7 protein-coding genes, 1 other RNA gene and 1 pseudogene are annotated in these 22055 nt (G+C 42.0%); 2 read left to right on the forward strand and 7 right to left on the reverse strand.

Features of this window, described 5'->3' with window-relative positions:
• Positions 1-127: 127 nt before the first annotated feature.
• Positions 128-312, forward strand: a non-coding RNA gene (ssrS, locus tag I8T81_RS13810) — 6S RNA.
• Positions 313-433: 121 nt separating this feature from the next.
• On the opposite strand, the gene I8T81_RS13815 is transcribed toward ssrS, so the two are convergent.
• The 3 genes from I8T81_RS13815 to I8T81_RS13820 form a co-directional block, all read right to left on the reverse strand.
• Positions 434-754, reverse strand: coding sequence for a hypothetical protein (locus I8T81_RS13815; protein ID WP_039250276.1), 321 nt, complete (start codon positions 752-754; stop codon positions 434-436).
• A 74-nt stretch (positions 755-828) separates the two neighbouring features.
• On the reverse strand, positions 829-942 hold the full coding sequence (locus I8T81_RS18960) for a hypothetical protein (protein WP_077162674.1): 114 nt from the start codon (positions 940-942) through the stop codon (positions 829-831).
• A 107-nt stretch (positions 943-1049) separates the two neighbouring features.
• Positions 1050-1391, reverse strand: a complete 342-nt coding sequence (locus tag I8T81_RS13820; protein WP_004703025.1) for a hypothetical protein — start codon at positions 1389-1391, stop codon at positions 1050-1052.
• A gap of 236 nt (positions 1392-1627) precedes the next feature.
• Here I8T81_RS13820 and I8T81_RS13825 point away from each other — a divergent pair, with 236 nt between their 5' ends.
• Positions 1628-2212, forward strand: a complete 585-nt coding sequence (locus tag I8T81_RS13825; protein WP_198071469.1) for a 5-formyltetrahydrofolate cyclo-ligase — start codon at positions 1628-1630, stop codon at positions 2210-2212.
• A 117-nt stretch (positions 2213-2329) separates the two neighbouring features.
• Here I8T81_RS13825 and tpgA (I8T81_RS13830) read toward each other — a convergent pair whose 3' ends face one another.
• From tpgA (I8T81_RS13830) to I8T81_RS13845, 4 genes and pseudogenes are all read right to left on the reverse strand, one after another.
• Entirely contained in the window at positions 2330-3112 is a 783-nt protein-coding gene (gene tpgA, locus I8T81_RS13830; RefSeq protein ID WP_198071470.1) for a trimeric autotransporter adhesin/peptidogylcan-associated protein TpgA, read from the reverse strand.
• A gap of 57 nt (positions 3113-3169) precedes the next feature.
• A complete protein-coding gene (locus I8T81_RS13835; protein ID WP_198071471.1) occupies positions 3170-11851 on the reverse strand; it encodes an ESPR-type extended signal peptide-containing protein in 8682 nt (2893 codons plus the stop codon).
• A gap of 651 nt (positions 11852-12502) precedes the next feature.
• Positions 12503-13269: pseudogene (gene tpgA, locus I8T81_RS13840) on the reverse strand (trimeric autotransporter adhesin/peptidogylcan-associated protein TpgA).
• Between the two features lie 55 nt (positions 13270-13324).
• Positions 13325-21985: an ESPR-type extended signal peptide-containing protein gene (locus I8T81_RS13845; RefSeq protein WP_198071472.1), complete on the reverse strand. Its 8661-nt coding sequence runs from the start codon at positions 21983-21985 to the stop codon at positions 13325-13327.
• Positions 21986-22055: the final 70 nt, after the last annotated feature.

Below are 22055 nucleotides of genomic sequence, written 5' to 3' on the forward strand. Positions count from 1 at the left end.
GTTACCTCGTGTGTCTCATGATTACTATATGTACTTTTAGTGTACAAAGCTTCATCAAATGAAGACTAACTTTACAGTTCAATAAACTCAGACGATTGCCAACTGAATAAGATCGTTTATAATTAAGCTATCTCTGGGATGTTCGCCAGCGGGTCTATTCCCCTGCCGATACTTAAACTTATGGATTGTGTTCTGTATATTTAGAGTGTATGCCTACCTTCGAGTAGGAAACCCAGCAAGTATACGTCGCGTCCACCTTGAACTCATCGGGTTCAGGGTAACGACACATGCAGCGGCATCTTCGGAGTATTTATTTTCTAGAAAATAAGTATAAATATAATTTTTATTTCAAATTAAAGTCTGTATACAGACCTGTCAGTCTAGTATTCATTTATTAGTTAAACTTAAAAATTAGTGAATTATCATTTATTAATTATTGTGCATTTCTTTTCAAACATTCTTGATACCAACCTGTTTGAAAATCTTCGATAGCTTTCCGTTTAAAAAAACTCGTTTTGAATACTTTTGCAGCATAAGCTGAGTTAATTAAGTCTTGATAAAACTGCTTTGCTTTTTGATCTGTAAGACTATCAGCAATTTGTTGCAATTCCTGCGCTGGTACTTTTTTCTGTCGAGCTTCCATTACGTTGTAAGCAACTTTTTTCACGATATTACAAATATCTGGATCATCTGTATTCTCATTAGCATAGCAACCCGTTGCAATAAAACTTATTAATAATATTTTAAATTTCATAACCCTACCTTGTATTAATTATTCAACTTCCATTTAAGATAACCAATAGATAAAAACGATTTTTCTTTAAATGTTCATGCAGGATTGATGACATAAAAGTAAATCATCATGACCCCTAACAAGATAGAAGCAAGTATTAAATAGGTACCAATCGTATTAAAACTCTGCAAAAGTTTTATGATTTGCATTTCAAGTCCAATGAAAAATTTAAATAATGAACATCAATAAATTTAGCATATCTAAATAATGCCAATCAATTCACAATTATAAATTTTTACGTGACACTATACAATTTTTAATTATCGCATTTTATTCCTAAACTTCCTTTATAGTAATCCGTTGCACTTTTCAAATCTGAAAGTAGTTTCTCTTCAGTATAGGGCTTTGGTGAAATTTTGATTAAGGCGGGCATGTACTGTTTTTTGTACAGATCAGGATAGTCGTGACATAAAATTTTCACCTTAACTTCCTGTGGTGTTTTAGGATTATCCAATTGATCTAAATACTCACCAATTTTTCGGTCAGATTCTTCAAATTGAGCTTTATAGTCAACTTGAGGAGCTTCTGAGTCTGCCTGTTTGGTACAGGCACTCAGTAAAGCAGTACACATCATCATCGTTAAAATTTTTAACTTCATAGCCTTCACGGTTTCATATTCATCTTTAAATATACTTATCCTGATTACATGTAAATAAATACTGTAGATACGTAAAAAAGCTAAAAAACTTATATAGATGCCTTTTCTAGAGAAAAGTAATTTTTATGTTATCGATTAAACTATATTGTTTTTTATAGTACTTAAATTTCGGTAAAACTATAGAAAAATAGGTATAATTTTGGACGACTGATTTCAAATCTTTATTAGATTTATACATGAACGAACTAAGTTTTATTAGAAAAAATTTAAGATCTAAAAGACGTTCTTTAACCCAATTTGAGCAAAAACAGGCTCAACTTAACGTTTTACATTACCTAAATAGACTTCCTATTTTTCACTCCTCAAAAAAAATTGGCTTATATCTACATGCTTTCGGTGAAATTCATACCGACCTTCTTATCAAATTATGTTTTAAAAAGAATAAACAAGTCTATTTACCAATGATCTGCTCAATGAATCAACGTTTAGTATGGGTAAAGATCAATAAAAACCAATATTTAAGTCGACGTTTTTCTCATCATCCACTCGGTATGAAAGAACCTATGGCAACGCGAGGAAAACATGTCTCAGAGCTTGATTTACTGCTTATGCCGCTTTTAGCTTGTGATCACTACGGGACACGTATTGGTATGGGAGGTGGTTATTATGATCGTACATTGGCAAGTGCTAATCATAAACCTTACCGTTTAGGGCTGGCTCATCAATTTCAATTTATTGAACATACTTTAGAACGTCAAACCTGGGATCAGCCCTTAGATGGTTTACTCACACCACAGCACTTTTATTATTTTAAAAGATGATTTTTATATAAAATTTATAAAACTTAATAACTTTAAATATATCCTTTTAATTTGTTAATCCCTTAAAACGAAAAAAGTAACCATCCTAGGGATGATTACTTTTTCGTGACAGGCTGTTTACCAGCTTATATTAACACGTCTATTCGGCGCTAAACATTGAATAACTTGAGAATTATTACCACCTGAACATTGCTGATATAAATCAGTCTGGCTATTCGCTTGTATTTGAATACGGTTTGGGTCTATCCCTTGTTTTACAAGTAATTTGGCAACTGTATTCGCTCGTTTAGATGATAACTCTTGGTTATAACTAAATTTACCTAATGGATCTGCGAATCCAGAAACAATAATAGGTGTTGTTGATGGGATTTGCTTAATCTGATCGACAACGTTGTCTATATTGTTTAGACCTTGCTGTATTGCACTAGCATCAGATCGATCAAAAGCAAATAAAACACTCGCTGTACGTCCATTAACCGCAGTACTACTTGCAGGAGGCTGATTATTTTCACCCCAAGCCATCAATCCTTCACATGATTCACCTTTCCAAGATAAACGTTCAGCCAAATGTTTTTTATTAAAATCAATGCGTAACTGACAACGTTGGTATTGATTACTATTTGGTACACGTATATCTAGTACATAGTTCCAGACTTTTACTGCAAAAAGTCCTTCACTAAATTGTGGATTGCCGAGTAAAGCTCGAATCTGGTCTTTATTCAGCCCTAAATCTAAACGCGCAACGTCATCATACTCATAACGTTTTACTTGCTTAAGATAACTATCTGATACTTTAGGAAACGTGACATTTTTTTGAGATACTGCTTCTTCTTGTGCATAACTAACCATTGCTAGGCCAGAAAGAACAGCAATAAATAACGCTTTAACTGTATTTTTCATATTTTTACTCTCGAAATGGAGAATGAGGAAGGACTATGCCTTCCTCGCCTAGCGAAATTAGTCAATTACACCACTAATACCGATACGAACACTTGGATCACCTTGAGAAGCTGCAGCTACACCACCAGTTAGTGACCAACGTCCATTATCAGCAGTTTTACGTAAAGTCACACCGACAGCATTCTCACCACCATGATAAGCAGCGCCAACAGCATAAGTGTATTTACCAGCTACAAATGGTGCATTTTCTAATGCCATCGCAGCGGCAATACCTGCATTCGCTCTTTTCTCAACATCGTCAATACGTTGGTTTGTCGCATAGAATGCTTGTTCAAGCTTGTTACTTACATTATCAATTTTGGTATTTAATGTTTGGTCCGCTTGATTCAATGCACCTATCGCATCACCAACATTGTTGTAAGATTTATCACCTACGTTATATGTTGGATTTGAGAAGCTTTGGGTAATATTGTCATAACCAGCTCCACCACCTAAGTAGTTTACAAGTGCCTGATTTGTGGTATTAAGTTGAGAACCATTTACTGCATCTTTTGAAGTCGTCGTAACGGCTCCCGCTTTAACACCAGTTACCGTACGGTCACCTGCTGTTCCAGCAACATTAACCTGAGTACCACCAGTATCTTTACCAACAGTAATCACTGCATCTTTATCAGCTTGCTGAACTAAACCTGATTTACCATTGTTAATATTGCTGATGTCTGTCTGGAGATTCGAAATATCCCCCGTATTCTTATTGACCTGTTGTTGAACAGTCCATAACTGACCTCCATTAACAGCATCTTTAGAACCTTCTGCTATAGTACCGTTTGCTACATTTTTAATGGTTGTACCATTAGTACCGCCAGCTAAAGTAATAGAGTCTTTGTTAACTGATCCATCACTATTTTTATCGTATTGCACAGCACTATTAGCAAGAGCACCAACGTTATTGTTTATGCTACTTATTGCGCTATCTAGTTGTCCTTTGTTTACGGCATCTGTAGAAGAAACACCTGCTGCTACATTAGTTATCGTTTTATTACCAGCACTAATTCCAGAAGTAGTGATACTCGGACCGCCAGCAATAATTAAGCCTGTTGATCCTAACTGAACATTATCACCAACTTTTACGCCAGTCGTATCGATAACCGTATTACCAGTCGTGACACTATCAACCTTCAGGTTTTTGTTTAGTGCAACTTTAATATTGCCTTCGTTGTCCGTCTCACTAGTTTGAGCAACAGTTAAGTTATCATCACCAGTAAAGTTCACTTTACCATTTGGCTTGATGTTTTTAGCAGTCGCACCATCACCATTAGCTGAAACTGTCCAGCCTGCATTTGCTGCATTACCTGCATCAGTGACTGCTTTATCCAAGGCTGTTAAAGCGTCACCGACATTATTTGCACTTGTACCTGCAACATTATAAGTCGGGTTAGAAATTGAACCATCTGTATTAGCTTTAGCACCACCGCCAAAAATACTTGCAGTTGTATTTGTAACCTGTGTTACACGATTATCTACATGATCAAGCTGGCCTTTGTTCACTGCATCGGTAGCATTGGTGCCCGCTGCTACGTTACTGATGGTGTTCCCAGCAGCATCAATACCTGTCTTGGTCACACTTGGTCCACCAGCGATGGTTAAACCATTGCTATCCAGCTTGCTGTCACCTGTGGTTACGCTGTCCAGATCCAGATCACGATTCAGTCCATACTGAATCGTATTGCCGGTCTTGGTCACTTTCAGGTTGGTTTCACCCGCAACTGTACCAATATCAACCGTATCGCCAGCTTTGACTGCAGCCGCATTTGATCCATTACTTTGTAAAGTCCAGCCTTTGTCTAATGCCGTGATCGCATCGCCCACGTTATTGACGTTGTTGCCATTTACGGTATAGGTTGGCGAGCTGACTGCACCGGTAGTGCTGTCATAGCTTGATCCACCACCCAGATTGTTGGCTGTGCTGTTGCCCAAAGCATCGGTCTTGTTATTGCTTGACGTGCTTAATGCATCAAGCTGGCCTTTGTTCACTGCATCAGTGGCTGCTGTGCCCGCACCGACATTGGTAACTTTCTCACCATTGGCATCCAGTCCGTTTGCTGTCAACTTCCCTGCAAATACAGGCGCATCTGCAAGTTGAATGTCAACCGTATTGCCACTGATCACCGTCTTCACATTCGAGTTCGAACCTGACGCTGTCAGACCACCTGTGATATTCAGAGTTTCACCCAACTTACGGTCAACACTGCCACTGTTACCTGCAAAGGTAATCGGTTTAACCACTTCATTGTTCAGGTTAGTTAAAGCGTCACCCACATTGCTGGCATTAACTGTTGTACCGTCAGTTTTGGTGGTGACATAGGTTGGTGAACTTACAGCACCTGTTGTGCTGTCATAGCTTGCACCACCACCCAGATTGTTGGCTGTGCTGTTGCCCAAGGCATCAGTCTTGTTGTTGCTTGACGTGCTTAATGCATCAAGCTGGCCTTTGTTCACTGCATCGGTAGCATTGGTGCCCGCTGCTACGTTACTGATGGTGTTCCCAGCAGCATCAATACCGGTCTTGGTCACACTTGGTCCACCAGCGATAGTTAAACCATTGCTATCCAGCTTGCTGTCACCTGTGGTTACGCTGTCCAGATCCAGATCACGATTCAGTCCATACTGAATCGTATTGCCGGTCTTGGTCACTTTCAGGTTGGTTTCACCCGCAACTGTACCAATATCTACCGTATCGCCAGCTTTGACTGCAGCCGCATTTGATCCATTACTTTGTAAAGTCCAGCCTTTGTCTAATGCCGTGATCGCATCGCCCACGTTATTGACGTTGTTGCCATTTACGGTATAGGTTGGCGAGCTGACTGCACCGGTAGTGCTGTCATAGCTTGATCCACCACCCAGATTGTTGGCTGTGCTGTTGCCCAAAGCATCGGTCTTGTTATTGCTTGACGTGCTTAATGCATCAAGCTGGCCTTTGTTCACTGCATCAGTGGCTGCTGTGCCCGCACCGACATTGGTAACTTTCTCACCATTGGCATCCAGTCCGTTTGCTGTCAACTTCCCTGCAAATACAGGCGCATCTGCAAGTTGAATGTCAACCGTATTGCCACTGATCACCGTCTTCACATTCGAGTTCGAACCTGACGCTGTCAGACCACCTGTGATATTCAGAGTTTCACCCAACTTACGGTCAACACTGCCACTGTTACCTGCAAAGGTAATCGGTTTAACCACTTCATTGTTCAGGTTAGTTAAAGCGTCACCCACATTGCTGGCATTAACTGTTGTACCGTCAGTTTTGGTGGTGACATAGGTTGGTGAACTTACAGCACCTGTTGTGCTGTCATAGCTTGCACCACCACCCAGATTGTTGGCTGTGCTGTTGCCCAAGGCATCAGTCTTGTTGTTGCTTGACGTGCTTAATGCATCAAGCTGGCCTTTGTTCACTGCATCGGTAGCATTGGTGCCCGCTGCTACGTTACTGATGGTGTTCCCAGCAGCATCAATACCGGTCTTGGTCACACTTGGTCCACCAGCGATAGTTAAACCATTGCTATCCAGCTTGCTGTCACCTGTGGTTACGCTGTCCAGATCCAGATCACGATTCAGTCCATACTGAATCGTATTGCCGGTCTTGGTCACTTTCAGGTTGGTTTCACCCGCAACTGTACCAATATCTACCGTATCGCCAGCTTTGACTGCAGCCGCATTTGATCCATTACTTTGTAAAGTCCAGCCTTTGTCTAATGCCGTGATCGCATCGCCCACGTTATTGACGTTGTTGCCATTTACGGTATAGGTTGGCGAGCTGACTGCACCGGTAGTGCTGTCATAGCTTGATCCACCACCCAGATTGTTGGCTGTGCTGTTGCCCAAAGCATCGGTCTTGTTATTGCTTGACGTGCTTAATGCATCAAGCTGGCCTTTGTTCACTGCATCAGTGGCTGCTGTGCCCGCACCGACATTGGTAACTTTCTCACCATTGGCATCCAGTCCGTTTGCTGTCAACTTCCCTGCAAATACAGGCGCATCTGCAAGTTGAATGTCAACCGTATTGCCACTGATCACCGTCTTCACATTCGAGTTCGAACCTGACGCTGTCAGACCACCTGTGATATTCAGAGTTTCACCCAACTTACGGTCAACACTGCCACTGTTACCTGCAAAGGTAATCGGTTTAACCACTTCATTGTTCAGGTTAGTTAAAGCGTCACCCACATTGCTGGCATTAACTGTTGTACCGTCAGTTTTGGTGGTGACATAGGTTGGTGAACTTACAGCACCTGTTGTGCTGTCATAGCTTGCACCACCACCCAGATTGTTGGCTGTGCTGTTGCCCAAGGCATCAGTCTTGTTGTTGCTTGACGTGCTTAATGCATCAAGCTGGCCTTTGTTCACTGCATCGGTAGCATTGGTGCCCGCTGCTACGTTACTGATGGTGTTCCCAGCAGCATCAATACCGGTCTTGGTCACACTTGGTCCACCAGCGATAGTTAAACCATTGCTATCCAGCTTGCTGTCACCTGTGGTTACGCTGTCCAGATCCAGATCACGATTCAGTCCATACTGAATCGTATTGCCGGTCTTGGTCACTTTCAGGTTGGTTTCACCCGCAACTGTACCAATATCTACCGTATCGCCAGCTTTGACTGCAGCCGCATTTGATCCATTACTTTGTAAAGTCCAGCCTTTGTCTAATGCCGTGATCGCATCGCCCACGTTATTGACGTTGTTGCCATTTACGGTATAGGTTGGCGAGCTGACTGCACCGGTAGTGCTGTCATAGCTTGATCCACCACCCAGATTGTTGGCTGTGCTGTTGCCCAAAGCATCGGTCTTGTTATTGCTTGACGTGCTTAATGCATCAAGCTGGCCTTTGTTCACTGCATCAGTGGCTGCTGTGCCCGCACCGACATTGGTAACTTTCTCACCATTGGCATCCAGTCCGTTTGCTGTCAACTTCCCTGCAAATACAGGCGCATCTGCAAGTTGAATGTCAACCGTATTGCCACTGATCACCGTCTTCACATTCGAGTTCGAACCTGACGCTGTCAGACCACCTGTGATATTCAGAGTTTCACCCAACTTACGGTCAACACTGCCACTGTTACCTGCAAAGGTAATCGGTTTAACCACTTCATTGTTCAGGTTAGTTAAAGCGTCACCCACATTGCTGGCATTAACTGTTGTACCGTCAGTTTTGGTGGTGACATAGGTTGGTGAACTTACAGCACCTGTTGTGCTGTCATAGCTTGATCCACCACCCAGATTGTTAGCTGTGCTGTTGCCCAAGGCATCAGTCTTGTTGTTGCTTGACGTGCTTAATGCCTCAAGCTGACTAACATTGACAGCATCAGTCGAATTAGTTCCTGCCGCGACATTCGTAATCTTCTGGTTAGCCGCATTAATACCTGCAGTCGTTACACTTGGACCACCAGTAATGGTTAAACCACTGTTATCAACTTTGCTATTCCCAACTGTTAAGCTACCCGCATTGGTTAATGCAATGTTGTCATTTACATTGTATTTATAGGTGTTGGTGGCAGGGTCATACACTGCTGTGGTGTTGGTGCCATTGGCAAAGTTAACCGTTTCACCCAGCTTCACATTGTCAGCCGTACCGCCATTCGCACTAAAGTTCAGGCCTTTGTCTGCTGTCGCCTGGGCAGCAGCTGCATTGGTGACTGCCGTGTTTGCCGTATTTTGAGCTGCTGCTGCATTCGTTACCGCTGTATTTGCCGTATTTTGTGCTGCTGCCGCATTCGTTACCGCTGTATTAGCAGTATTTTGAGCAGTGGTTACATTCTGGTTCGTGGTATTTAACTGACTACCATTCACTGCGTCTGTAGAACTCGCAGAAATAGTTCCTGCGGCAACATTGGTAATCTTCTGGTTAGCCGCATTAATACCGGCTGTGGTTACACTTGGACCACCAGTAATGGTTAATCCATTGTTATCTACCTTACTATTGCCAACCGTTAAGCTACCCGCATTGGTCAATGCAATGTTGTCATTTACATTGTATTTATAGGTATTGGTGGCAGGGTCATAAACTGCTGTGGTGTTGGTACCATTGGCAAAGTTAACCGTTTCGCCCAGCTTCACATTGTCAGCCGTACCGCCATTCACACTAAAGTTCAGGCCTTTGTCTGCTGTCGCTTGGGCAGCAGCAGCATTGGTGACTGCTGTGTTTGCAGTATTTTGAGCTGCTGCTGCATTCGTTACCGCTGTGTTTGCTGTGTTCTGAGCAGTGGTTACATTCTGATTTGTGGTATTTAACTGGCTACCATTCACTGCGTCTGTAGAACTTGCAGAAATAGTTCCAGCCGCCACATTGGTAATCTTCTGGTTGCCCGCGTTAATACCTGCAGTTGTGACACTTGGACCACCTGTAATCGTCAAACCACTGTTATCAACTTTGCTATTCCCAACCGTTAAACTGCCTGCGTTCGTTAAACTAATGTTGTCATTTACATTGTATTTATAGGTATTAGTGGCAGGGTCATAAACTGCTGTGGTGTTGGTGCCATTGGCAAAGTTAACCGTTTCACCCAGCTTCACATTGTCTGCCGTGCCACCATTGACAGTAAAGTTCAGGCCTTTGTCTGCTGTCGCCTGGGCAGCAGCTGCATTGGTGACTGCCGTGTTTGCCGTATTTTGAGCTGCTGCTGCATTCGTTACCGCTGTATTTGCCGTATTTTGTGCTGCCGCTGCATTCGTTACCGCTGTGTTTGCGGTGTTCTGAGCAGTGGTTACATTCTGATTCGTGGTATTTAATTGGCTACCATTCACTGCATCTGTAGAACTTGCAGAAATAGTACCTGCAGCAACATTGGTAATCTTCTGGTTAGCAGCATTAATTCCTGCAGTCGTTACACTTGGACCACCTGTAATGGTTAATCCACTGTTATCAACCTTGCTATTCCCAACCGTTAAACTGCCTGCGTTCGTTAAGCTAATGTTGTCATTCACATTGTATTTATAAGTATTGGTTGCAGGGTCATAAACTGCTGTGGTGTTGGTGCCATTGGCAAAGTTAACCGTTTCACCCAGCTTCACATTGTCAGCCGTACCGCCATTCACACTAAAGTTCAGGCCTTTGTCTGCTGTCGCCTGGGCAGCAGCTGCATTGGTGACTGCCGTGTTTGCCGTATTTTGAGCTGCTGCTGCATTCGTTACCGCTGTATTTGCCGTATTTTGTGCTGCCGCTGCATTCGTAACCGCTGTGTTTGCGGTGTTCTGAGCAGTGGTTACATTCTGGTTCGTGGTATTTAATTGGCTACCATTCACTGCATCTGTAGAACTTGCAGAAATAGTACCTGCTGCTAAATTAGTAATTTTCTGATTATTAAGGTTAGCACCACCGTTTAAGTTACTTGCACCAGTAACATTTAATGAGCCGCCAGTCGTTAAGTTACCCGCTGTGACAGTACCAGAAAATACAGGTGCATCAGCCATCTGAATATTAACTGTATTACCAGTCACAGCCGTTTTTAAGTTATTTCCAGAATAGGTTCCAGCAGTTGAACCTCCTCCAGTGATATTAAGTGTTGTACCTAAATTATTTGCTGAACTCCCTGTATTACCAGCAAAAGTAATAGGTTTTACAACTTCATTATTTAAATTAGTTAGTGCACCAGACACGGTATTAACAGGAGTATAAGTTGTTCCATCTGTTTTTGTTATTGTATAACTTGGAGGTGTATATACGTCTGTTGCAGGATTATATGCTGCGCCACCACCTAATGCTGTTGTATTACCTACAGCACGATTATTTACATCCTTTAACTGAGCAACCGTAACCGCATCTGAATCGGCAGCACCATCGGCTACGTTTTGAATACGTCGAGTATTTGTGGCTGAACCCACTGAAACAACACCATTTGTCGTAGATGCTGCAACATTCGTTATATATGAGTTGCCACTTTGTACCGTAGTTGTTGATCCTGCACCCAAAGCAACTGAATTTGTTACATTCGCAGTTGATCTTGGTCCGAGAGCTATGCTATTTGCTGCAGAGGTTAAGCTGTTAGTACCTATAGCAACACCATCAACTGCATTTGTGTCTACAGTCGCTGTATTACCAATGGCAGTAGCATTATTTGCACCACTGTTAACTTGAGCATTTTTTCCTATTGCCATTGCAGCTGTTGAACCAACGACTTGACTCATCGCACCAATTGCAACACTGTAGCTAGAAGCACTATCAACTGCTGTAAAAGATGACCCTGTTGCCAACCCCTCTGCAACAAGATCTGCATCACTGTTATTTTGAAGTGCAATTGATTGCGCACCAGCAGCACTAGCTTGTCCACCAACTACTGTTGAGTTTACCCCTGTCGCATTTACATAATTTCCTAATGCAGTTGAATCTGCTGCGCTGGCATTTGCTCTTGATCCCACGGCTAATCCATTAGAATCATTTGCAGTAGCAGGAGTACCCGTATTTGCTCCTATTGCGATACCATTACTAATGGTTGGACTTGTATCAATAATTGAACCATACAAGTTTGTGTAGTCAGCCCACACATGAGATACGGCTAAACAGGAAATGATAGATAATACAAGAGCCTTAGGTCTAAATCTTTTTTCTCTAGAAACTATCTCGTTTTGTTGACCACTCGATTCAGTGGAAGATGAAACAGAACCTGTTCTCGTTTTGCTTTTAGCTAATTCTGATACAACAGTCCATGTACCAATAGAAGCATTCCAAACCACTTTGTATATCTTATTCATATTTCCACCCGTAAACTTCCCGCTTACATTTGTAAAGATTTGCAATCAAATATTTAAATTGCTTATTTTTTGTAAAAATATCGCTTTTATTTCGAGAAGTAAATCACATTTATAAATATTAAAATCAAACCAATTCACATTAGAATTCAATAAAGATAATAATTTCAAAAATCAATTAAAAAATAACAGATTTATCAATTTTTTAATTTTTCTTAACGGTCTATTTTCAATCGAGCTTTGTTACATTTTTTTACGAATAAAGATTTTTCGTCATTTCGATTTATTAGATATATTTCACAAAAATTAAGAAATTAGTTTTAATTAAACTTAAGTTATTAATATTTAATATATAAAATCCATTTTCATTAGAATAAATTTAAAATAAAAATATCGTGCTACTTAAAAAAATCAGCTTAAACGTACAGTAATTTGCAATTTTTTTGATTATTATTTAATCAATTTTATGTATTAATATACTAAAATAAGCTTTTAGAAATCAGCGATTGAAAGATTTATACGTAAAGAGCTAAACAACATTAAATAAATTATTATTAATCAATACCTTACTTATATCTTAAATTGTTTTTAGATCCTTAAAATGAAAAAAAGTAACCATCTTAGGGATGATTACTTTTTTCATGACAGACCGTTTTACCAAATAATATTAACGCGTCTATTTGGCGCTAAACATTCGATAAGTTGCGAGCTATTTTTCCCTGAACACTGCTTGTATAGATCAGTCTGGCTATTCGCCTGTATCTGTATCCGGCTTGATTCAATGCCTTGTTGTACCAATAATTTGGCTACCGTATTAGCACGTTGTGAAGACAATTGTTGGTTATAGCTAAATTTGCCTAACCGATCTGTAAAGCCTGAAACAACAATAGGATTCGTTATTTGACTTTTTTAATCTGCTCAGCAATTTTGGTAATGCTCCCACTCGCATCAAATCGATCAAACGCAAATAAGACACTCGCTGTACGATCTGCAATTACAGTGCTATGCTCTGGCGACTGATTATTCTCACCCCAAGCGACCAAACCTTCGCACACCTCACCCTTCCAAGATAAATGTTCAGCTAAATATTTTTCATTAAAATCAATGCGTAATTGACAGCGTTGATATTGGTTTGTGTTAGGAACACGGATATCTAATACATAATTCCATACTTTTACTGCAAAAACCCCTTCACTAAATTGTGGATTTCCTAGTAAAGCTCGAATTTGATTTTTATCCAATCCTTTATCCAAACGAGCAACGTCGTCATACTCATAACGTTTTATTTGTTTAAGATAACTCTTTTCAATTGCTGGAAATTTTACCTCATTCCGTTGAATTGCTACGTCAGTATCCGTAAATCCAGTAATACTTAAACTTACCAAGATGCCCATTACCAAAATTTGAATATTTTGTTTCATTTTCATACTCACAATATTACTTTAAAGGAGAGATAAACTCTCCTTAGTTAGGCACTCAGTCAATTACTGTACTTACGCCAACACGAACTAATGGACTACCCTGACTACCAAGCGCTGCACCTGTTGTAAGTGACCAGCGGCCGTTGTCAGCTGTTTTACGTAAAGTCACACCTACAGCATTTTGCTGATTATAGTAAGCTGCACCAACAGCCATGGTAACTTTCCCTGCAATAAATGGCGCATTTTCAAGTGCAGCATTTGCAGCAATACCCGCAGACATTTTTTCTTCCAAGTTGTCGATACGCTGATTTGTTGCATAGAACGCTTGCTCAAGTTTGTTGTTCACATTGTCAATTTTGGTATTTAATGTTTGATCAGCTTGATTTAATGCACCTAATGCATCACCGACATTGTTGTAGGACTTATCAGCCACGTTATAGGTCGGGTTTGAGAAGCTTTCGGTAATATTGTTATAACCAGCTCCACCACCTAAGTAGTTTACAAGTGCTTGGTTTGTGGTATTAAGCTGAGAACCATTTACTGCATCTTTTGAAGATGCAGTCACTGCACCCGCTTTAACGCCAGTCACCGTGCGGTCACCTGCTGTTCCAGCAACATTAACTTGTGTACCACCCGTGTCTTTACCAACAGTAATCGCAGCATCTTTATCCGCTTGTTGAACTAGACCAGTTTTACCATTGTTAATGTTATTTTGAAGGTTCGAGATATCACCCGTATTTTTGTCAACCTGTTGTTGAACACTCCACAACTGGCCTCCATTTACAGCATCTTTAGAACTTTCTGCTACAGTACCATTTGCGACATTCTTAAGTGCTGTACCATTAGCACCACCTGCTAAAGTGACAGAGTCTTTATTGACTGTACCATCTGCATTTTTGTCATACTGAACTGCACTATTAGCCAAAGCACCAACATTGTTATTAATGTTAGTGATTACACTATCAAGTTGGCCTTTGTTCACTGCATCTGTCGTGTTAACGCCAGCAGCTACATTGGTAATAACCTTATTGCCTGCATTGATTCCAGAAGCAGTGATACTAGGACCACCAGCAATGATTAGACCTGTTGATCCCAACTGAACGTTATCGCCAACTTTTACTCCAGTCGTATCGATAACTGTATTACCAGTCGTGACGCTATCAACTTTCAAATTTTTGTTCAACGCAACTTTGATATTACCTTCATTATCAGTTTCACTGCTTTGAGCAACAGTTAAGTTATCATCACCTGTAAAGTTAACTTTGCCATTTGGTTTAATCTTTTTAGCAGTCGCTGCATCACCATTAGCTGAAACTGTCCAGCCCGCATTTGCTGCTGTACCTGCATCATTGACTGCTTTATCAAGTGCTATTAAAGCATCGCCTACATTGTTTGCACTTGTACCTGCAACAGTATAAGTCGGGTTAGAAATCGAACCATCTGGATTAGCTTTGGCACCACCACCAAAAATATTGGCTGTAGAATCACCATTCTTAGTTACACGACTATCGAGAGTATGTAACTGACTACCATTTACTGCATCTGTAGAGGTCGCAGAAATAGTCCCTGCTGCTACGTTAGTAATCTTCTGGTTAGCTGCATCAATACCAGATTGGCTTACACTTGGACCGCCAGCAATGGTTAAACCATTAGTGTCTAGCTTGCTGTCGCCTGCCGTTACGCTATCCACATTCAGGTCACGGTTTAAACCATACTGAATCTTGTTTCCAGTTTTGGTGACTTTCAGGTTGGCTTCACCTGTAGCCGTACCAATATCTACGGTATCGCCAGCTTTCACTGCACCTGCATTGGCACCATTGCTTTGTAAGGTCCAGCCTTTATCCAGTGCTATGATCGCGTCACCAACGTTATTCACGTTGTTGCCATTCACGCTATAGACTGGTGAACTGACTGCGCCTGTAACTGGATTATAAACTGCTCCGCCACCTAAGTTACTCGCGGTACTGGTACCTAAAGCATCTGTCTTACTATTCGCTGCTGTAGTAATAGCACCCAATTGGCTAACATTTACAGCATCAGTCGCATTGGTTCCTGCTGCGACATTGGTAACCTTCTGGTTAGCAGCATTAATACCTGCAGTTGTTACACTTGGGCCACCAGTAATGGTTAGGCCACTGTTATCAACCTTGGTGTTACCGACCGTTAAACTGCCCGCATTGGTTAATGCAATGTTGTCATTCACATTGTATTTATAGGTATTGGTTGCTGGGTCATACACTGCTGTGGTGTTGGTACCATCTGCAAAGTTAACTGTTTCACCTAACTTCACATTGTTTGTCGTACCACCATTGACACTAAAGTTCAGACCTTTGTCTGCTGTGGCTTGGGCTGCTGCTGCATTGCTGACTGCTGTGTTTGCAGTGTTCTGGGCAGTCGTTACATTCTGGTTGGTCGCATTTAACTGGCTACCATTCACTGCATCTGTTGATGTAGCAGAAATACTACCTGCACCAACGTTAGTAATTTTCTGGTTAGCTGCATCAATACCAGACTTGGTTACACTTGGGCCACCTGCAATGATTAAACCATTGGTGTCTAACTTGCTGTCGCCTGCCGTTACACTATCAATATTAAGATCACGGTTCAGTCCATATTGGATCTTGTTACCAGTCTTGGTTACTTTCAGGTTGCTTTCGCCTGCAACCGTACCAATGTCAACTGTATCACCAGCTTTCACTGCACCTGCATTGGCACCATTGCTTTGCAAGGTCCAGCCTTTATCCAGTGCTATGATCGCGTCACCAACGTTATTCACGTTGTTGCCATTCACGCTATAGACTGGTGAACTGACTGCGCCTGTAACTGGATTATAAACTGCTCCGCCACCTAAGTTACTCGCGGTACTGGTACCTAAAGCATCTGTCTTACTATTCGCTGCTGTAGTAATAGCACCCAATTGGCTAACATTTACAGCATCAGTCGCATTTGTCCCTGCTGCAACATTGGTAATCTTTTGGTTACCTGCATTAATTCCAGCAGTCGTTACACTTGGGCCACCAGTAATGGTTAAACCACTGTTATCAACTTTAGTGTTGCCGACCGTTAAACTGCCCGCATTGGTTAATGCAATGTTGTCATTCACATTGTATTTATAGGTATTGGTTGCTGGGTCATACACTGCTGTGGTGTTGGTACCATCTGCGAAGTTAACCGTTTCACCCAGCTTCACGTTCTTAGCCGTACCACCATTGACACTAAAGTTCAGACCCTTGTCTGCCGTCGCTTGTGCTGCTGCTGCACTGGTCACAGCCGTGTTTGCAGTGTTCTGGGCAGTCGTTACATTCTGGTTGGTCGCATTTAACTGGCTACCATTCACTGCATCTGTTGATGTAGCAGAAATACTACCTGCACCAACGTTAGTAATTTTCTGGTTAGCTGCATCAATACCAGACTTGGTTACACTTGGGCCACCTGCAATGATTAAACCATTGGTGTCTAACTTGCTGTCGCCTGCCGTTACACTATCAATATTAAGATCACGGTTCAGTCCATATTGGATCTTGTTACCAGTCTTGGTTACTTTCAGGTTGCTTTCGCCTGCAACCGTACCAATGTCAACTGTATCACCAGCTTTCACTGCACCTGCATTGGCACCATTGCTTTGCAAGGTCCAGCCTTTATCCAGTGCTATGATCGCGTCACCAACGTTATTCACGTTGTTGCCATTCACGCTATAGACTGGTGAACTGACTGCGCCTGTAACTGGATTATAAACTGCTCCGCCACCTAAGTTACTCGCGGTACTGGTACCTAAAGCATCTGTCTTACTATTCGCTGCTGTAGTAATAGCACCCAATTGGCTAACATTTACAGCATCAGTCGCATTGGTTCCTGCTGCGACATTGGTAACCTTCTGGTTAGCAGCATTAATACCTGCAGTTGTTACACTTGGGCCACCAGTAATGGTTAGGCCACTGTTATCAACCTTGGTGTTACCGACCGTTAAACTGCCCGCATTGGTTAATGCAATGTTGTCATTCACATTGTATTTATAGGTATTGGTTGCTGGGTCATACACTGCTGTGGTGTTGGTACCATCTGCAAAGTTAACTGTTTCACCTAACTTCACATTGTTTGTCGTACCACCATTGACACTAAAGTTCAGACCTTTGTCTGCTGTGGCTTGGGCTGCTGCTGCATTGCTGACTGCTGTGTTTGCAGTGTTCTGGGCAGTCGTTACATTCTGGTTGGTCGCATTTAACTGGCTACCATTCACTGCATCTGTTGATGTAGCAGAAATACTACCTGCACCAACGTTAGTAATTTTCTGGTTAGCTGCATCAATACCAGACTTGGTTACACTTGGACCACCAGCAATGGTAAGACCATTGGTGTCTAGCTTGCTGTCAGCTGCCGTTACACTGTCAATATTCAGATCACGGTTTAAACCATACTGGATATTGTTACCAGTCTTGGTTACTTTGAGGTTGCTTTCGCCTGCAACCGTACCAATATCTACGGTATCGCCAGCTTTCACTGCACCTGCATTGACACCATTACTTTGCAAGGTCCAGCCTTTATCCAGTGCTATGATCGCGTCACCAACGTTATTCACGTTGTTGCCATTCACACTATAGACTGGTGAACTGACTGCGCCTGTAACCGGATTATAAACTGCGCCACCACCCAAGTTACTCGCGGTACTGATACCTAAAGCATCTGTCTTGGTATTCGCTGCTGTAGTTACTGCACCCAACTGGCTTACATTAACAGCATCAGTTGCATTCGTTCCTGCTGCGACATTGGTAATCTTCTGGTTAGCAGCATTAATACCTGCAGTTGTTACACTTGGGCCACCAGTAATGGTTAAACCACTGTTATCAACCTTGGTGTTACCGACCCTTAAGCTACCTGCATTGGTTAATGCAATGTTGTCATTCACATTGTATTTATAGGTATTGGTGGCAGGGTCATACACTGCTGTCGTATTGGTGCCATCTGCAAAGTTAACCGTTTCACCCAACTTCACGTTGTCAGCTGTACCGCCATTCACACTAAAGTTCAGACCTTTGTCTGCCGTCGCTTGTGCTGCTGCTGCATTGGTCACCGCTGTGTTTGCAGTATTTTGGGCAGTCGTTACATTCTGGTTGGTCGCATCTAACTGACTACCATTCACTGCATCTGTGGATGTAGATGAAATGGTGCCTGCTGCAACGTTAGTCACTTTCTGGTTAGCAGCATTGATACCCGCAGTTGTTACACTTGGGCCACCAGTAATGCTTAATCCGCTGTTATCAACCTTGGTGTTACCGACCGTTAAGCTACCCGCATTGGTTAATGCAATGTTGTCATTCACATTATATTTATAGGTATTGGTTGCAGGGTCATACTCTACTGTTGTGTTCGTCCCATCTGCAAAGTTAACCGTTTCACCTAACTTCACGTTGTCAGTTGTACCACCATTCACACTAAAGTTCAGGCCTTTATCTGCCGTCGCTTGGGCTGCTGTTGCATTGGTCAATGCGGTATTTGCTGTGTTTTGTGCAGTGGTTACATTCTGGTTGGTTGCATTTAACTGGCTAAAATTGACTGCATCAGTCGCATTAGTGCCTGCTTTAACATTGGTAATTTTCTGATTACCCGCATTAATCCCTGCTGTGGTTACACTTGGGCCACCAGTAATGCTTAATCCACTGTTATCAACTTTAGTATTTCCTACTGTTAAGCTACCTGCATTGGTTAATGCAATGTTGTCATTGACACTGTATTTATAGGTATTGGTTGCAGGGTCATAGGTTGCTGTGGTGTTGGTTCCATTGGCAAAGTTAACCGTTTCACCCAACTTCACATTGTCAGCTGTGCCACCATTGACACTAAAGTTCAGACCTTTGTCTGCTGTCGCTTGGGCAGCAGCTGCATTGGTGACTGCCGTGTTTGCCGTATTTTGGGCTGCTGCTGCATTCGTCACCGCTGTGTTTGCGGTGTTCTGAGCAGTCGTTACATTCTGGTTGGTTGCATTTAACTGGCTACCGTTTACTGCATCTGTAGAGGTAGAAGAAACTGTTCCTGCTGCGACATTAGTAATCTTCTGGTTAGCAGCATTGATACCCGCAGTCGTTATACTTGGACCGCCTGTAATGGTTAAGCCACTGTCATCAACCTTAGTGTTACCGACCGTTAAACTGCCCGCATTGGTTAATGCAATGTTGTCATTGACACTGTATTTATAGGTATTGGTTGCAGGGTCATACTCTGCTGTTGTGTTCGTCCCATCTGCAAAGTTAACCGTTTCACCTAACTTCACATTGTCAGTTGTACCACCATTCACACTAAAGTTCAGGCCTTTATCTGCCGTCGCTTGCGCTGCTGCTGCATTGTTCAATGCGGTATTTGCTGTGTTTTGTGCAGTGGTTACATTCTGGTTGGTTGCATTTAACTGGCCAAAATTGACTGCATCAGTCGCATTAGTGCCTGCTTTAACATTGGTAATTTTCTGATTACCCGCATTAATCCCTGCAGTCGTTACACTTGGACCACCGGTAATGGTTAAACCACTGTTATCAACTTTGCTATTCCCAACTGTTAAGCTACCCGCATTGGTTAATGCAATATTGTCATTTACATTGTATTTATAAGTATTGGTTGCAGGGTCATAAACTGCTGTGGTGTTGGTGCCATTGGCAAAGTTAACCGTTTCACCCAGCTTCACATTGTCAGCCGTACCGCCATTCACACTAAAGTTCAGGCCTTTGTCTGCTGTCGCTTGGGCAGCAGATGCATTGGTGACTGCTGTGTTTGCAGTATTCTGAGCAGTGGTTACATTCTGGTTCGTGGTATTTAACTGGCTACCATTCACTGCATCTGTAGAGGTAGAAGAAACTGTTCCTGCTGCGACATTGGTGATTTTATTTCCACCATTATCTAGCCCAGTATTTGTTAATTTTACTGGACCATTCGCTCCACCATTAACTGTAACTCCTGAACTATTCAGGGTCGTATTACCAGTTGTTACACTATTTAATGAAATATCATCGGCTAAATCAAAAGTAACATCAGTATTGCTATTTAATTCGTCCGCTACTTTAGCAACAGTATTTTTACCATTGATAAAGCTAACTTTATCAGTGGTACTATCGCCAATAGTTGCTTTATTTGTTGTTCCTTGACGTACTGTAAATGTATTCGCATTTACAGTATAAGTCGTTATACCGTTACTATCAGTTCCCTGAGCAACAGTTGTACCTGTTCCGGCTAAAACTTTAGAAGTTGCTTTTTTTAACTGTGCAACGTTGGCTGCATCTGTATCATTTGTTCCAGCCGCAACACTAGTAATCTGACGAGTTCGTGTCGTTCCATTTCCAACTGAAACAGCAGCATCTGTCGCCTTCCAGGTACTATTCGTACTTGTAGTGCTCGTTTCAGTTAAAGGGTCATATCCGAATGAACCTGAAGCTCGATCAGACACTGAATCACTACCTAGAGCAACAGAGTTAGCTTGTAAGGCTTGTGCTCTTGCACCAATTGCTACAGATGTTTGAGAGGAAGCCGCACTATTTGAACCAATAGAAACGCTTTGGTCTCCAGCTGTGGCAACCGAACCAACCGCTACAGCCAAATTTGAAGCGGATGATTGCGTACCTACAACTACTGCATTTGTGCCAGTCGCCGCAGTGTTAGTACCTATTGATATCGAATTTACCCCAGACGCACTGGCACCCTTTTTACTCGCTGATGCACCTGATTGAACATAGGGAGTACCTTTTAAGTCACTTCCAGCACCAATAGCAATCGAATCACCTCCTGTAGCAGCAGAGTTAATACCTACAGCAACATCACCTGTATTTGCGGTATAAGCTAGTGAACCAATAGATAAACTACCTTGTCCACGTGCTTCTGCTTTTACGCCTACCGCAACTGAAGCGATTGACCCAGCTGTCGCTACAGGACCCAAAGCTGTACCCAAATCAGTAGCTGTAGCCTTAGGGCCTACCGCAACTGCAGCTTCACCTGTTTGTACTCTGGTATAACGATTTCCTACCCCAGATGCACCGCCATTTGTTTTTTCAAAGTCAACTAAGTAATCGCCTGTCAAATTTTTATATGCAGCCGCTGTAGCAGTATTATTATATAGAGCGTTATCTCCGGCAGTTGGTGTGTAGTTATAAGCTGGCGGGTTTGTACTAGCAACTTTATCCATATCGTCAGCACCGATCGCTACAGATGAATTACCTGTTGCTGTCGCCTGACCACCTATTGCAAGAGCCTGAGATCCACTTGCTCTAGATTCAGCACCAATAGCTATCGACTCATTATAAGTTCCTGTAGCATTTGCTGGATTTGCAGTAGAAGCTTGACTACCTATTGCAATATCTCTATCTGAATCTGTTACTGCACCACAACCTATTGCTAATGCACGTTCTCCTCCTGCAGTAGCTCTGTCTCCAGTTCCCCCCACTCCTGTTCCAGTACATGCAGAAATTGCCGTGGCATTATTTCCAGTAGCAAAACCTCCTGACACTCCAACCTCACCAAAAGTAATAGATGGAACGAGTACAGTTAATATTCCCCAAGTAAGTGGTTTAATTTTAAAATTAATTGAAGTTGAGGACTGTAGAAAATCGGTGGCTTCAGTAGAAGGCATCAAAGCATTATTTGTTCTTTGACTACGAGTTTTTGAATGACCCTTTGCAATTTCTGAAACAGCAACCCAAATTCCTAATGAAGCGTTCCAAATTACTTTGTATATTTTATTCATATACTTACTCGCATTTTTACAAAAAATAGACAATGCTTACCTTAAGTTACATAAAGTTTCAAAAAACAAA

The organism is Acinetobacter seifertii (assembly GCF_016064815.1).
Lineage (GTDB): Bacteria > Pseudomonadota > Gammaproteobacteria > Pseudomonadales > Moraxellaceae > Acinetobacter > Acinetobacter seifertii.

Coding starts and splice junctions, on each gene's coding strand:
- tpgA (WP_198071470.1), bottom strand. CDS start 3,112: ATGAAAAATACAGTTAAAGCGTTATTTATTGCTGTTCTTTCTGGCCTA.
- I8T81_RS13835 (WP_198071471.1), bottom strand. CDS start 11,851: ATGAATAAGATATACAAAGTGGTTTGGAATGCTTCTATTGGTACATGG.
- I8T81_RS13815 (WP_039250276.1), bottom strand. CDS start 754: ATGAAATTTAAAATATTATTAATAAGTTTTATTGCAACGGGTTGCTAT.
- I8T81_RS18960 (WP_077162674.1), bottom strand. CDS start 942: ATGCAAATCATAAAACTTTTGCAGAGTTTTAATACGATTGGTACCTAT.
- I8T81_RS13825 (WP_198071469.1), top strand. CDS start 1,628: ATGAACGAACTAAGTTTTATTAGAAAAAATTTAAGATCTAAAAGACGT.
- I8T81_RS13845 (WP_198071472.1), bottom strand. CDS start 21,985: ATGAATAAAATATACAAAGTAATTTGGAACGCTTCATTAGGAATTTGG.
- I8T81_RS13820 (WP_004703025.1), bottom strand. CDS start 1,391: ATGAAGTTAAAAATTTTAACGATGATGATGTGTACTGCTTTACTGAGT.